At 29.8% G+C, this 15040-nt stretch carries 18 protein-coding genes and 1 riboswitch; of the genes, 7 read left to right on the top strand and 11 right to left on the bottom strand.

The window, feature by feature from the left end; all coding sequences use genetic code 11:
- Positions 1-20 precede the first annotated feature (20 nt).
- The 4 genes from NRK67_01695 to NRK67_01680 form a co-directional block, all read right to left on the bottom strand.
- Positions 21-296, bottom strand: a complete 276-nt coding sequence (locus NRK67_01695) for a DUF960 domain-containing protein (GenBank protein ID UUV17571.1) — start codon at positions 294-296, stop codon at positions 21-23.
- Between the two features lie 32 nt (positions 297-328).
- The gene (locus tag NRK67_01690) at positions 329-1207 is read right to left on the bottom strand and encodes an ArdC family protein (protein UUV17570.1); all 879 of its coding nucleotides are present in this window, start codon (positions 1205-1207) and stop codon (positions 329-331) included.
- Positions 1208-1287: 80 nt separating this feature from the next.
- Positions 1288-1587: a hypothetical protein gene (locus NRK67_01685; protein ID UUV17569.1), complete on the bottom strand. Its 300-nt coding sequence runs from the start codon at positions 1585-1587 to the stop codon at positions 1288-1290.
- Positions 1588-1605: 18 nt separating this feature from the next.
- Positions 1606-2100: a siphovirus Gp157 family protein gene (locus NRK67_01680; protein UUV17568.1), complete on the bottom strand. Its 495-nt coding sequence runs from the start codon at positions 2098-2100 to the stop codon at positions 1606-1608.
- A 748-nt stretch (positions 2101-2848) separates the two neighbouring features.
- Here NRK67_01680 and NRK67_01675 point away from each other — a divergent pair.
- A complete protein-coding gene (locus tag NRK67_01675) occupies positions 2849-3586 on the top strand; it encodes a hypothetical protein (protein UUV17567.1) in 738 nt (245 codons plus the stop codon).
- Positions 3587-3923: 337 nt separating this feature from the next.
- On the top strand, positions 3924-4901 hold the full coding sequence (locus NRK67_01670; protein UUV17566.1) for a hypothetical protein: 978 nt from the start codon (positions 3924-3926) through the stop codon (positions 4899-4901).
- Positions 4902-4950: 49 nt separating this feature from the next.
- Here the strand turns inward: NRK67_01670 and NRK67_01665 are convergent, their stop codons facing one another.
- Complete coding sequence (locus tag NRK67_01665) at positions 4951-5223, bottom strand: hypothetical protein (GenBank protein ID UUV17565.1); 273 nt, start codon at positions 5221-5223, stop codon at positions 4951-4953.
- Positions 5224-5482: 259 nt separating this feature from the next.
- Here NRK67_01665 and NRK67_01660 point away from each other — a divergent pair, with 259 nt between their 5' ends.
- Positions 5483-6652: an IS110 family transposase gene (locus NRK67_01660; GenBank protein ID UUV17564.1), complete on the top strand. Its 1170-nt coding sequence runs from the start codon at positions 5483-5485 to the stop codon at positions 6650-6652.
- Positions 6653-6748: 96 nt separating this feature from the next.
- On the opposite strand, the gene NRK67_01655 is transcribed toward NRK67_01660, so the two are convergent.
- Both NRK67_01655 and NRK67_01650 read right to left on the bottom strand, forming a co-directional pair.
- Entirely contained in the window at positions 6749-6910 is a 162-nt protein-coding gene (locus NRK67_01655; protein ID UUV17563.1) for a hypothetical protein, read from the bottom strand.
- 211 nt (positions 6911-7121) lie between these two features.
- Entirely contained in the window at positions 7122-8018 is an 897-nt protein-coding gene (locus NRK67_01650; GenBank protein UUV17562.1) for a hypothetical protein, read from the bottom strand.
- Between the two features lie 333 nt (positions 8019-8351).
- On the opposite strand from NRK67_01650, the gene NRK67_01645 reads away from it, so the two are divergent.
- The 4 genes from NRK67_01645 (at position 8352) to NRK67_01630 (ending at position 11514) form a co-directional block, all read left to right on the top strand.
- Positions 8352-9011, top strand: a complete 660-nt coding sequence (locus NRK67_01645) for a recombinase family protein (protein UUV17561.1) — start codon at positions 8352-8354, stop codon at positions 9009-9011.
- A gap of 411 nt (positions 9012-9422) precedes the next feature.
- On the top strand, positions 9423-10094 hold the full coding sequence (locus NRK67_01640; protein UUV17560.1) for a hypothetical protein: 672 nt from the start codon (positions 9423-9425) through the stop codon (positions 10092-10094).
- 139 nt (positions 10095-10233) lie between these two features.
- Positions 10234-10416 (top strand): helix-turn-helix domain-containing protein, encoded by a 183-nt coding sequence (locus NRK67_01635; protein UUV17559.1) that lies wholly within the window; start codon positions 10234-10236, stop codon positions 10414-10416.
- A gap of 9 nt (positions 10417-10425) precedes the next feature.
- Positions 10426-11514, top strand: coding sequence for a site-specific integrase (locus NRK67_01630; protein UUV17558.1), 1089 nt, complete (start codon positions 10426-10428; stop codon positions 11512-11514).
- Positions 11515-11595: 81 nt separating this feature from the next.
- Here NRK67_01630 and guaA read toward each other — a convergent pair whose 3' ends face one another.
- From guaA to NRK67_01610, 4 genes are all read right to left on the bottom strand, one after another.
- A complete protein-coding gene (gene guaA / locus NRK67_01625) occupies positions 11596-13134 on the bottom strand; it encodes a glutamine-hydrolyzing GMP synthase (protein ID UUV17557.1) in 1539 nt (512 codons plus the stop codon).
- 97 nt (positions 13135-13231) lie between these two features.
- Positions 13232-13329, bottom strand: a riboswitch (purine riboswitch).
- A gap of 77 nt (positions 13330-13406) precedes the next feature.
- A complete protein-coding gene (gene cobO, locus NRK67_01620; GenBank protein UUV17556.1) occupies positions 13407-13922 on the bottom strand; it encodes a cob(I)yrinic acid a,c-diamide adenosyltransferase in 516 nt (171 codons plus the stop codon).
- Entirely contained in the window at positions 13891-14136 is a 246-nt protein-coding gene (locus NRK67_01615) for a DUF1858 domain-containing protein (protein UUV17555.1), read from the bottom strand. Before NRK67_01615 ends, cobO begins: the two co-directional genes overlap by 32 nt.
- A gap of 94 nt (positions 14137-14230) precedes the next feature.
- Positions 14231-15031, bottom strand: a complete 801-nt coding sequence (locus NRK67_01610; protein UUV17554.1) for an Mrp/NBP35 family ATP-binding protein — start codon at positions 15029-15031, stop codon at positions 14231-14233.
- Positions 15032-15040 lie beyond the last annotated feature (9 nt).

The following is a 15040-nucleotide window of genomic DNA, read 5'->3' as shown; positions in this document are numbered from 1 at the left end:
TATAAAGTGACTTAGTAGTATCAATACTCTTCGCTATACATGATAGTCCAAAAACTTCTCTTCTCCTCTTCAGTTCTGATTGCAAATATTTTACAATCACCATATTTTCTACCTAGAGGATAGACTTTCTTGTATTCTGGTTGCTCTGATGAATGAGTTAGTATCTCATCTTCAAGATCAAACACTTGAAGGTAGTCAACTTTTCTATCCATATGAGATATTTCACCTGTGATAAAAGTTAAGATTCTTAGATCTAGATTTTGGTTAATGTTGTGCGTTACGTAGATTTGGCTCATTTTTTTACCTCCGTTATAGTTATTTGATATTCTTAATTTTTCTGACCTTCTAAAATTGATTCTAAGCCCTTATGGTTTTCTGAGCCATCTAATATATACTCAAAAGTCTTATATGCAGTCTCGAAACATTTGATTAAATCTCTGTCATCTTTATACATGGATAGATACTTGTAGGCACCTTCGATATTTAAATTAAAATAGGATCCAAAGATAAGAGTGCATAATTCCGCCTCACTTTCCTTTAGATCCTTATTTAGTTCCTTTCTATTCTCTTTGAAATGATTATAATAGTGGGTAAACTCATGGATTAATATTCCTGCCATATCCACTCTGTTCTTTGTTGGCTTAATGTATATATTTTTCCCATCAGTCATTCCAAGAGCTTGTTCTAGGTCTTTAGATTCAATTATAAGGCAATGCTGCTCAATGAAGGCTTTTGTGCCATATAGGAGCTCCTGAGGCTTATACAGGGTACTTTTGGTGACTTTTAGACTAACATCAATACTTGGTAATTCTACTGATTCCTCCGTAGCTTCTACTTGACTCACATCAAATATATTTCCTTTCTTAAATCCGAATATCTTTGATTCAATTTTCCCTGTTACCTTGTCCTCAACCTTTTTTATCATAGGAATCATTATAGCTAATGCTTTAGCTCCTTTTTTTACTGTATAACCTAGCTCTTGCCATTTCTTATATCCAGTTACAAATGTAGCTCCTGGCATCTGTCTGTAGATTAGTAGAGTATTATTTAAGCTATAGCTGTAGAAATGTTTTCTTCTAAATGAGATAAATTTCTTCAGCTCCTCTGAGTCAGACATAAAATTTTGTATCTTATCTTCTATATTTCTTTTGAGCTCGTCCATTTGTTTTTTAAAGAATTCTCTTTTTTCTTCTTTTGTATGTTTCATTTGATTACCTCCAGAATGTAAAAAGAGACCAACCCTAAGGCTAGTCTCTTCATAAGTTAAATTCAATATAAATAATTTTGTCATACACCAGCTATAATTTCATTTTCCTCTATGCTAAACGTTTTGAAATTAAAGATAGAAGGGGCATACTGCATATAGATAGTATTAGCTTCATCACCTATGATCTTCTTATCTAAATCTAGGAGTTTAGAGATAAAGTTAGCAGAACAGTATATGTTTTTAGGATTTAGAGTTTCTATTAGAGGAAAATAAATTCCAATATATTCAGAATAGATAATTCCCAATATAGCTCTGCCTTCTAGCTGAGCCTTTTTGTAAATTTCTTTTAATATCTCATCTGTAAATTTAACCCTAATCATAAATTCCTCCTATTTAATTTATCTTAATTGGAGTGAATAATTTTCAATTATTCTGGCACCTTCAACTAATTTTCCTGATTTTATATCGGCACCTATAGATTTTTTGTCAAAAGAAACCTCTCTCTTCTCCCTAATATACCCCTCTGGGATGAGGTCTATATTGAATATATCGACTTTTGATGACCGTCGAAGACCATATACACCTAAATCTGTTTCAATCTTTAATTTGTTAAGAGACTCCATTGTAGAGACTAGATATCCCTTTAAATTTTTCATTTTACTTTCCTTGCTCTTTTTAAGCTTAGTTAATCTATCAAGCTCCTCTTTAATCCCTGAAACATCTGAATTAATGTTAAATATGTATTTAATTATATTTGAACTTTTATTGGCTAACTCAGTTCTTAAATATTCCATATTTTCCTTATACATCTCTTGATCCATGTTATCTTGATCAGATTCTAGAAAGATATCCAAAGAATCGACCATTGCATTTCTTGCCTCATATAATTTCATAATTATTCCTCCCTCAATACTATTTACTCTCATTAAAATTTCTTACTCCTTCTTAACATTAAAATAACCTCCGTTCGTACGGAGGTCACATTATTTTCGGGTTTATTTTTTTTCATCAAATACGTCGTCTAAATATCTTAGGACTATACCAACAATAACAAATAGTTTTCCCCAGTTCATCAAATCACCTCATTTTTATAATGTTCCACTTTTATAATATATAGTTATTAATTTAATTTTTGACAGTTTTAAACTTCGCATGTTATTTAAAAAGGTCGAATAGAATAATTTTAGTTGCAGGGAAGTACCTCGGTGGGTTCCTTTGATTTGGATAATTTCCAGGGTGCTATTATTTGCGAATTTAATATATTATTCGACGTTTTTTTGTGCCTCTGATATGGAGTTATAATAATCTGAAGATCCAAAAATTTACATAAAAAAATTATTTGAATGTCGGTAAATAGAATAAGGAGATCTTTAATTTTTGAAAAAGCATTGAAATTTGTGATCATAATTTGTATAATGAAATATATACAAAATTAAAAAATAATATTACTCATGAATTTGAAGCCATTCTATAATATTAGGCTCAAGGGCATTACATGAGACCTTTTTTATAAAAGACACATGCCGAAAAGATTCCATTAATTCTGATGGATTTTTTTCGGTTTTTTTATTTTTTAAAAGATAATCAACTAAGCAAAATATCCATGCATATAAAAAATTTTAAAAAGGAGAGTGTAGAAATATGAACTCAATAGATGCAACAAAAAAAGAATATTTTAATCCTATTATACGTGAACAAATAACGCCGATAAAGAGAATTGATAAAAATCAAGGGATCTGTGTAATCGATCGCCATGAATCTTTTGAAAATAAATCTTTCTTCCCCAGGGATAACTATATTCTGAACAATTATTATTTGGCTCAAAAGAACAGTGAGTATTTAAAACTGGATGATCATGATTTAAAGCATAAAATATATGTTGGTGAAGTTCTAGAAGTTATAAGGCAAGAATATACCGAGTTTAATCACGAATCAAAGGGGATTCGTAAATATAAGGAGGATGTAAGAGAGTTTAAGATCGAATATAAAGCAATGGAATTAAGTACAAAAGATGTATCTTTATATAGGAAGTATTATAAGCTGTATAAAATAGTGGGACCTGATTATTTTCAATATATAAATGAAAATATTAAAGAGAGAGCTATATGCCTTTTCACCAAAGATGGTATTAATGAAAGTTTTATCCGAGAGGTATTTATAGGTTATATAAAAGGAGAGATCAAAAGTTTAAGTAAAGTAGAAGAACTCATATATACAAGTCCAGATAGCTTTTATAATAAAAAAGAACAACTAGATAGTCTTCTCACTATGATTAAAAAGGGATTCACCAAGAGAAGTTATGAGAATCAGGAAGATCTCATAGAAGAGATCTATCAAATATTAAAAGGTAAAAAGAAAAGTAAAAAATGTAAATTATAAAATATTTTTAACTAACATATATTTAATTATAAGATATAAGTATATATAGTAATAAGGGTAATAGATATATAAGATAATGAAAGATTAAAGACAAAAAGAAGGGGGTAATATTATATATATTATTCAGTACACTTGAAAAATTTTTCATCTCATGCTACTCGAAGTAAATTAAAATTTTATATTAAAAACCCACATAAATTAATGCGGTATTGAAATCAGATAATTTCCCTGCTGATTGCAGGGAGTTTTTAATGCCCTATACTGTGGTACACATAAAAAACTGTGTAATTTTTAATTTTACTTCTAACATGAATATAAAAAATTAGGAGGTAATAAAATGGATACAATAGATATCAGACTTATACTAGGGAGACCCCTAGATGAACAAAAAATAAAATATATTAAAGAAAATATTAAATGGATTAGCAAGTTAGGATACAAGGAAAATAAATGCTCTTTTGTAATAAGTTTCCCTAAATTCTTTTACCCTATCAACAATGCTTACTTAGTAGAGACACAGAGAGAGGTAGATATGGTCTTACATGATGTGATTAGAATCTTTGAAAATTATCATATACAAGAGGCTTATACCAAACGGATAGATTATCCATTTACTTTTAATATGCCTGAAGGAAGGACATTTAACAGTTATTTTGAATTATTCCGTTTAGTAGGTATTATAAAAAAGGCAAATCCAGCAGGAAATAGTAAATATTATGGGAGTATTGTTAGAGATGAAAAAGAAACAGTAATTTTTACCAACACCACAAACACAAATAATTTTTCCAAGAGGGTAATGATTTATAATCAGGCTATAAAGATTAAGGAAAGTAAAGCGTCAAGTTATGAAGATACTATAAATAAGTTCCCTAACTTGGAAAGGCGTATGAGAATAGAGATAGCCTTTAAAGAAGAGGTTAATATTTTAGATGGTAAATCTCTAAGACTAGACTTAGGGAAAATAAAAAGAAAATACGCTAGTTATTTAGCAAATGGGATATTTAATAAAAGAAGCATCGATGAAGGCATAAAAATCCAAATAGAGAATTTAAATAGATGTTTAGAAGAAAAATATCCAGGAAACATCAAGTGGAAAAACCTCATGATGAATAAAATTATAGACCCTGGTCAAGTTATTTCAAGTGATATTTTTAATGCTGCTATAAAAAAAACTAATCTTAGTGAGAGAGGTAAACAGAGCTCCAGAAAAGCTCTTAGAGATACTGCTAGTGAAACAGAAATGGTTTATGAGAATATAGGTAAGGATCTTAATGAAATCATGATGGCGATATTAGAGCAAAGTAGGAAAATTTAATGTAAATTAAAAAAATAGGTATCTGGGTACTAAATAGATACCTATTAATTTAAATCCCATATTTTTCTAAATGATAGTTAAATTCTTTTTCCATTTCTTCATCTGAAAAACTAGTTTTTAAACTTGTTATTTTCTTATTTTCATCTAAAAAAGTCAACTCATTCCATACAATATAATCCCAGATTAAGACTCCCTTTATTCCACCATATATTATCGGTCGTGTTTTATGAATCGCTCCATAAGTTCTACCTACCTTATCTAGAATTTTTTCAATATCTAATTGCCCAGTAATTACTTTAAGAATTTCTTCTTTAAAATCCATTTTTCCTCCTTGTATAATGAAATAGAACTGTATAAGCACTATTTCTAGTTTATTTAATTTTTAATATATAATTAACATAGACGCTGTGGATTAGTTCTTCCTCCTATAGCTTAGACTATTTCATTAAGGCTCTAACCATAGTTCTATGTTCAATTGTTAATTAGTTAGATAACACTCGATGTTTTATATGTAGCAAGGATACGTTAACATAGTTTTTATGGAGCACAACGTCAAATAAATTATTTAAGGAGTGGTAACTATGATTTTTGTTGGTATCGATGTTGCTAAAAATAAACATGATTGCTATATTTTTGACTCTTCAAAAGAAATAGTTGAAACAAAATTTTCTTTTCTAAATTCTTTTGAAGGGTTTACAACTTTTAAAAATGTTTTATCTTCATATTCTGATGATTTTTCCAATATAAAAGTAGGAATAGAATCAACTGGGCATTATGGCAATAATATTATCAATTTCATTCGCAAAAACAGTCTGGAGTTAAAAATATTTAACCCGCTTGCTGTAAACCTTTATCGTAAAGCTATGACACTTCGAAAGACTAAAACCGATAAAATTGACGCTCAAATTATAGCTCAAATGCTTTTCAGCGATGATTCTAATTCCTACCTACCTATAGATTACAACATAAATGAGTTAAAATCACTAGCAAGACATAGATATAGGTTGGTAAATCATCGCGGGAAGTTAAAAATATCTGTAACAAGGATATTAGATCTTGCTTTCCCTGAGCTAAGTAATGTAGTTTGGTCAATACATCAAAAATCTTCTTATGCTTTATTATTAGAATTTCCTACAGTAAAAGATCTTTCAAAAGGTCATTTAACAAAGGTAACAAATATCTTATCTAAAAATTCTCATGGGCGCTATGGTAAAGAAAAAGCTAAAGAAATTAAAATCCTTGCAACTAATTCTATCGGTACAAGCGAATGGTCAATTGGTTTTGAATTACAACAAAGCATAAGGCTAATCCAAAACATCCAATATGAAATAGATCTTTTAGATAAAAAAATAAAAGAAGCTGTCATAGCAACTAAAACACCATTATTAACAATTCCAGGAATATCCTATGTTTTAGCTAGCATTATTCTATCTGAAATTGGAAATGTTAAAAACTTTTCAAATTCTGGAAAATTATTAGCTTTCGCGGGATTAGACCCTTCAACTCATCAATCAGGCAATTATACTGCAACTATGGCTAGAATGGTTAAAAGAGGCTCTAAATATCTTCGTTGGGCACTATTACAAGCAGCTAGGACAGTTAGTATAAGAGTTCCTGTTTTTAAAGAATACTTATATTTAAAAAAATCTCAAGGAAAACATTACTTAGTAGCCATGAGTCATACAGCTAAAAAATTATTAAGAGTGATATTTCATTTATTAAAAACAGGCGAAAAGTTCATCTGTAGTTAACTTAAAAAAATTAAAATGTCTCACTTTTTTTGTAATGCAATTTTTTAGGATTCCAATTAAAAAATATATTAACTATTTTTACTTGACTTCATATAGTTAGTCTTTATTATTTTTAAATTCTTCATTACCTTTATTAAAGTCTTTTAACAACCTTTTCATATTCTCTTTCCATATTTTTCTAAAAAAAGGACCAGTAGGACCGTCAGTAGGTTCGGGTATTTTTTTTCTTTTAAAAATTTTATCTTCTTTTTTACTCATGAAAATCCCTCCTAAAGATTTTAAAAATTTTCATATTATATATACTTAATAACTTTAAAAAATCCTTTTTACATTGTATCATTTTTAACCCAGATTCAAATTTTACCAAAAAAACCTTCAAATTAATGTAATTGTAGTTTACATAAATTTAAAGGTTTATAATAAATGTGAGATAACCATAAACTATACAACAATGATTAGAAATTTTTTATTAAAAATTAACTTTTTTTAGCTCTTTTGTCATATAATTATATTTACCTAAGAATGGGTTACCATCATAGATACAATTAACCATGTTGATAGTATTAGTATTATCTGTAATATTTAAATATTCTATTTTTAATTTTGTTTGATTTTTTCTTACTTTAAATTTTAATAAAGAATTTTTTTCAAAAAAATATGTAATATCATACATTTTACCATTCTTTAATTTTACCCATACAGCTTCATCATCGACAAATACTTTTTCTACGAAATAATTTTCCTCATGTCCAATAGTTCCAAAAAATCCGTCTCTAAACTTTTTCTGAATTTCCTCTTTATTGTCTACATTTGAAATTTCAATAATATTTTCTATATCTTCAAAAATATCCTTTATTTTAGAATAACCATCTACAATAAGCTCTAAATTTTTTGTGAATTCAAAAGATTTATTTGTTTTAATTATAAAATTTAATTGTTTTTCTGAAAAAGTAGTAATTATACGATACTTATTTTCAACATAGCTTTTTCTATTTTCCAACTGATTTCTAAGTACTGCATATTCTGCTGTATATATAGATTGATTTTCGCTGTTATATGCAAAATCTATTAATCTCGAAGCTTGTGCAAACTTTCCATCATCCAATAGTTTTGAAAATTTTTCATAATCAAATTCTGAAGGTAATATTGGGAAAGCATGATACTCGATTTTATATTGAAGTTTTGAAATTATTTTATAAAAAGCTTTAAAGGTGCCTTCTTGATTTGACCATCTCTTGAGGTTGTTATTTAAACCTTGGCTACTACCGAGTTCTAAAATTTTGCATGCATTATCTAGTGTATTATATTTACTAGTTAAAAGTTCTCTTATTAAATTTTCTGGGTTGCTCTTTATAAGTTTTTCCAAAAATATAACCTCCATATCTTCTAAATGATAGAAATTATAACAAGCTTTGATATTACATGTCAATTTTTTTAAAATTTTTAAAAAAATTTTTTTGGTTAAATATACGTAAATTTAAACTATATAATTTACTTTTAATATATTTTTAAACTTATAAATGTATTTTTTTGAAAAACTAAACTATTTAATATGTTTTAAGATGAAACAATTAGTGAAAAAAATCTAAAAATACTTGATTTTTAATAAAAAAATAGATATACTCTTATTATAAAAACCAAAAAAATTCAAAATTAAGTAATTATTTAATTTTGGATAATAATGTGGGGTGATAAAAAAATGGATTTTGGGTATGCACGGACATCAACTAAAAGCCAAAATTTGGATAGGCAGTTAAAGGCTCTTAAGGATTTTGGTGTGGAAGAGAGGTTTATTCACACAGATCAATACACAGGAACAACATTAAAAAGAAATGGGCTAGACCTACTTTTAAAAGATCTATCTGATTTTTTAGGTTATCACAGGGTGATAATAAAAGAATTAGACAGGCTCGGAAGAAACAGAGATGAGACTAAAGAGTTTATAACAAAGTGTATCTTAGAAAAAGGTCATAGGTTAGTTGTCTTAGATATGCCATATGTAGAGGATTTTTTGGAAAAGAAGATTTCTCCTATTAAAAGTTTTACAAATAAAATAATGGAATCAGTGGGGGATTTGATCATTGATTTTGCTTTATTGGTTGCTGAAGAAGAGAGAAATAAAATTATAAGAAGGACCTCAGAGGGAAGGGAGAGAGCTGTAGCAAAAGGAGTTAAACTTGGAAGGAAAAAAATAGAAATTATAAATTTTGATAATTATTATCAGCTTTGGAAAGAACGAAAATTAAATGTAGCTCAAACTTGTAAAGAAATAGAATACAGGGTTGGAAAGGATATTAGAAAAGGTATTTCTAGATATAAATTTTATGAGGTGCTTAAAAGTTATAAGAATTGTGAGTAATATCTAAGGGATCATCAAACAAGTGTTTTTTTTATAGTGATTTTTGATTACAAAAACACTTGTATCATTACAAAAATATTGTAAGAAAATTGGTAATTTAAATAACATTAATAGGAGGGGATTTAAATATCAAAATATCAAAAATATACTATAGCAGGTGTACAACAAGATAAACTATTAAAGTTAGGGCTCGATATAAAAGATGCTTTTATTCTTACCTATTTAAAAGATATAAGTCCCCTAAAAAAAATTGTAAGAAAGAAAATAAATGGTCGATTTTTTATCTGGGTAGATTATAAAAAGCTAATAACCTATCTTCCAGTATTAAAAATTAAATCATTAGATACAATATATAGAAAATTTAAAAAATATCAGGATTTGAGGCTTCTTGATAAACATGTTCACAAAACAATGAATGGATCTTATACTTTCTTTTGTTTAAAAGAAGAATTCTATAATTTATTTGAGTTCACTAAAAGTCAAGGTACGGATGAAGAACTAGAAGAGCAACTTAAAAAGATGGGGCTTATACCTATCTCGGATGAAAAGTCGGTTGGGTTCGGACAAAAAGTCGGTTATATCTCGGATGAAAAGTCGGCTCTTAATACTCCAAGTAATAATACTCCAAAAAATAGTAGTAGTAGTAAAGAGACCACTGCTGCTTCTAATGATTTCATCAAGGAACTAAAAGAACTTTTTTCAAAGTCATCTGTAACCAATATTAACCCAAATACACTAAAGAATATCGCTAAATTCTCTAATAGAAATCTTAAGGAAGTAGAGGCTGCTATTTCTTTTATGATACTCAAGAAGAAGGATATAACTCCAGGATTACTTGTAGCCATATTAAGAGACGGTGACTATAAAAAAGTAAGAAATATTCTTCCAAAAGAAATTAAACGAAAGGATAAAATTAAATTTATGTCAATTAAATTAGGAAAATCAAAAGTTGAAGAGTTAGAAAAGAAGATTTTAAAAGAAATAGGGTTTAAATGTCATTCTGTAGATAATGAATTGGGAAATATTCTATGTAAAAAATTTAATCATTATATAGCTCAGGGTGGTATTTATAAACAATTTTAAAAGATTATAATACCCGTGGTGGCGGAAAATAGTAGAGTTATTTTTAGCACCAATATCAGATAAAGATATTTTATTAAAAGTTATATTTTGATAAAAACTAAGATTAACATGAGCTACTAATTTTAGAGGAGGATCAATTATGATTAAAAGAGAAGAAAAAAAATTCATTAATGCTAAAGAGGTCGCGGATTCACTAGATATCTCAGTAAGTTCTTCGTACAGAATAATAAAAAAATTAAACTGTGAACTAGAAGAAATGGGGAAAATAACATTGGCTGGAAAAGTTAGTAGAAGATATTTTGAAGAAAAAATTTATATGTAGGAGGGTAGTATGGCAGTTTATAAAAATAAAAATCGTGGAACATGGTATGTATCATTTTATTATAGTGACTGGACTGGAAAGAGGAAGAAGAAGAAAAAGGAAGGATTTAAAACTCAAAGAGATGCCAAAACATTTGAACGTGAATTCCTAGAGAGATCTCAGGCAAGCCCTGAGATGACATTTAAAACTCTTGTAAGTTTATATATGGAAGATTGTAAGTCAAGACTGAAACCAACAACTTATGCAAACAAAGAATATGTTATTAATACCAAAGTCCTCCCATATTTTGAGAATTTACAAATCAATAAAATAGAATCTGCAACTATTAGAGTATGGCAAAATCAATTTATAAATCATGAAAACAAATACAGTCCTACATATTTAAAGACAGTTAATAACCAGCTCTCGGCTATATTTAATTTTGCTATGAAATATTATAAATTATCTTCTAATCCAGCACGTGTTTGTGGTAGTATGGGAAAGAAGAATGCTGAATCCATGTCATTTTGGATTACCGAAGAATTTAATAGATTTTTAAATGTTATATCTAATAAGCCTGCTTCTAAAACAATTTTCAACATATTGTTTTGGACTGGGATAAGGTCTGGTGAACTATTAGCCCTAACTCAAGATGACTTTGATTTTGAAAATAAAACTATGTCCATCAATAAAAATTACGCAAGACATGATGGGGAGGATTTGATTTTACAACCTAAAACACCTAAAAGTAAGAGAATTATTACAATCCCTCAATTTCTCTGTGATATCATTCAAGAATATATTTCTAAGTTGTATGACTATCAATCTAATGAAAGACTGTTTCCAGTGACAAAATATTATCTTCATCATGAGATGAAACGTGGAACTAAAAATGCTAATTTAAAAAAAATTAGAGTTCATGATCTTAGACACTCCCACGCTTCCTTATTGATTGAAATGGGATTTTCCCCATTACTAATCTCTGAAAGGCTAGGACATGAAAATATAGAAACAACCTTAAATACCTATTCCCACCTTTATCCGAATAAGCATGGTGAGGTGGCTGATAAATTACAAAATTTGATAACAAATACCATAGAAAAGAATAGTGAAAAATAAAAATAGTACGTTTTTAGTACTCTATTAAAAAAAAGAACTCCTACAACCCTTAATTTAAAAGGATTATAGGAGTTTTATTAATTATTCCCACTCAATAGTTGCAGGTGGTTTAGAAGATATATCGTAAGTTAATCTGTTGATTCCTTTAACTTCATTTATGATTCTATTGGATACTCTTCCTAAGAACTCATATGGAAGGTGTGACCATGTAGCAGTCATAAAGTCTATTGTATCAGCAGATCTTAATACTGCTGTATATTCATAGGTTCTTTCGTCTCCCATTACTCCTACAGATTTTACAGGTAAAAGTACTACAAAGGCCTGACTTACTTTTTCATATAAGTTAGCAGCTCTTAATTCTGAGATAAAGATATCGTCTGCTTCTCTTAAGATATCAGCTTTTTCCTTATCTACAGCTCCTAAAATTCTGATCCCTAGACCAGGTCCTGGGAATGGATGTCTGTCGATCATATGATCTGGGATACCTAATTCTCTTCCAACTTTTCTTACTTCATCTTTAAATAATTCTCTAAGTGGCTCTAATAATTTGAAATCCATCTCTTCTGGTAATCCACCTACATTATGGTGAGATTTGATCGTAGCAGATGGTCCCTTTACAGATTGAGATTCAATAACGTCTGGGTAGATAGTACCTTGAGCCAAGAATTCTGCATCTTTCATCTTTTGTTTTTGTTCATCAAAAATTTCGATAAATTCATGTCCGATTATCTTTCTCTTAGTTTCAGGATCTGAAACTCCCTTTAATTTGTTTAAGAATCTGTCTTCTGCATCTACACACTCTATATTCATATGGTAGTGTTCCCCATAAGTTTTCATTACTTTTTCAGCCTCATTTTTTCTCATAAGACCTGTATCTACGAAGAAACAGCTAAGCTGATCTCCAATAGCTTTATGGATAAGTACTGCAGCTACCGATGAGTCTACTCCACCAGATAGAGCTAAGATTACTTTCTTATCTCCTACAGTCTCTTTTATCTCTTTTACAGTCTGCTCTATATAGTTCCCCATAGACCAGTTTTCCTCACATTTACATACATCGAATACGAAGTTTCTAAGCATTTGATGACCATCTACTGAATGAGTTACTTCAGGATGAAATTGTACATTATAGATATTTCTTTCAGCATTGTATAGTGTAGCTATAGATGAATCTGTATGAGCTATCTTTTCAAATCCTGGAGCTATCTTTGTAACGTGATCTCCATGAGACATCCATACCTGGGTATTGTCTTCTATTCCGTAGAAGAAAGGAGATTTTTTATCATCTATCATTACTTCAGCTTTTCCAAATTCCTGCTTATCTGCTTTAGCTACTTCTCCACCTAATAAGTGTTGAGTAAGCTGCATTCCATAACAGATTCCAAGGATAGGTATATCTAAGTCAAACATCTCTTTATCTACTGTAGGAGCTCCCTCTAAATATACAGATGCAGGTCCTCCAGATAGGATAATTCCCTTTGGATTTCTAGCTTTTATCTTCTCTAAATCTTCGAAATAAGGAACGACCTCGGCATAAACACCCATTTCCCTTACTCTTCTTGCAATCAATTGGTTATATTGAGAACCAAAATCTAAAATAACTATACTATTCTGTTTCATTTTCATCCTCCTATAATAAAAAAAACTCCATATAAATAAGCTCTCTGTACCTACAGTGAACCTATCCAAATGGAGTCTATACTTTTAGAGCTTAGACTTTGGGTTAGAATTCACTCATAGATACTAATTTAAGGTTAGTCGTAGATACATCGGACCCTATTTCCGATTTATATGAGTTATATTAATAATAAATTTTAAAGAATATTACCACGTATTTTCTTAGTTGTCAATATATTAGAATAATTTAATTTTTCTATTATTTAAAGGTGAAACTATCTTTCTATCCCGTCTCTAGCCATAACTCCGCAGTTATAATAATGTTTGATCTCTTTCATCTCTGTAACCAGATCTGCCGCTTCTATAACTTCCTTAGGAGCATACCTCCCGGTTAATACCAATTCGGTCTCCTCCGGCTTGATCTTCATCAGATGTAAGATCTCATCCACAGTTATCAAATTAAAATATGTAGATACACAGACTTCATCTAATACAACCAAATCATATTTTTTACTTAGCAAAACTTCCTCTACTTTTTTATACCCTTCCTTTGCTTTAGCCAGATCAAAATCTGTCACATGTTCAGGTGATATGATACAGTTTTCCGTCCCAAACCTTTCTATTGATATCCCTAATTTTTCCAGAGTATTCAGTTCACCGTATCTCTGCCCCTTCATAAACTGCCCCATATAAACTTTTAGTCCATGCCCCAAAGCTCTTATCATAAGTCCCATACCTGCTGTAGTTTTCCCCTTCCCGTTACCTGTGTATACGTGTATATATCCCTTCATCTTTACCTTCTCCCTCTAGACGCTCTATTATCTCCTCAACAATTTCATTTGAAGACAGCCCTGAACTCTGAAGAGCATCTTCTAAACTTACATTTTTAGAAAATGTGCAGGAGCTGCACTTTAATCCGAATTTTTCAAATATTTTAGTAACAAAGGGGTACTCTGTAAAAAGGTCTTGAATATTCATCTTTAAAAATAGATTTTTCTCCATCATAACTATATCCCTCCTAAATATTTTGAATTGCTGAGTATTCATTTTAAAGAAAACTGATCTTTAGATCAGCTCTCTTTTAAAACTATTATATTTATTAACCTTCTACTTTTTTTACAATTTCAGAGATTACAGTATTTAATGATTCATATGCAGCTCCTGCTTTTTTAGAAAAGATATAAGGTTTTCCCTGGTCTCCTGTTTCCACCATCTCTGGAGTTAATGGTATTTTCCCTAAAAAGTCTATATTCATATCTTTAGATACCTTTTCCCCTCCTCCGCTTTTAAAGATGTCTATCCTTTCATCGCAATGAGGGCATACAAATCCACTCATATTTTCTACTATTCCCAAAACCGGCATATTTACCAGTTTAGAAAATTTTATAGATTTTCTGGAATCCAAAATAGCAACATCCTGAGGAGTTGTAACTATCACACTTCCATCTACCTTTCCTAAAGTTTGGGCAACAGTGAGAGATTCATCCCCTGTCCCGGGAGGCAGATCCACTACAAGATAATCTATATCTCCCCAATTTACATCTCCTAAAAGCTGTTTTATCGCTCCTGTTTTTGCAGGTCCCCTCCAAATAATCGGATTGTTGGAATCCTTTAAATAAAAACTCAATGAAACTACCTTTAAATTTTCATTAATTCTCAAGGGTTCCCTCAATGAAGGTAATGTTTTTCCCTCTACTCCTAACATAATTGGGATATTCGGTCCATGTAGATCTGCATCCAAAAGACCAACCTTTTTCCCGGACATTGCAAGACCATAGGCTATATTTGTAGAAAGAGTTGATTTTCCTACCCCTCCCTTCCCGCTCATTACAACGACTTTATGCTTTATCCCCTTGATATTTTCCTGTATCCTGGCATCTTCCTCTTTGATTTTTTTCATTGTTTGTGG

The organism is Fusobacteria bacterium ZRK30, assembly GCA_024628785.1.
GTDB lineage: Bacteria > Fusobacteriota > Fusobacteriia > Fusobacteriales > Fusobacteriaceae > Psychrilyobacter.
The sequence above is the reverse complement of the archived record's forward strand: the minus strand, read 5'-3'. Positions and strand labels throughout refer to the sequence as shown.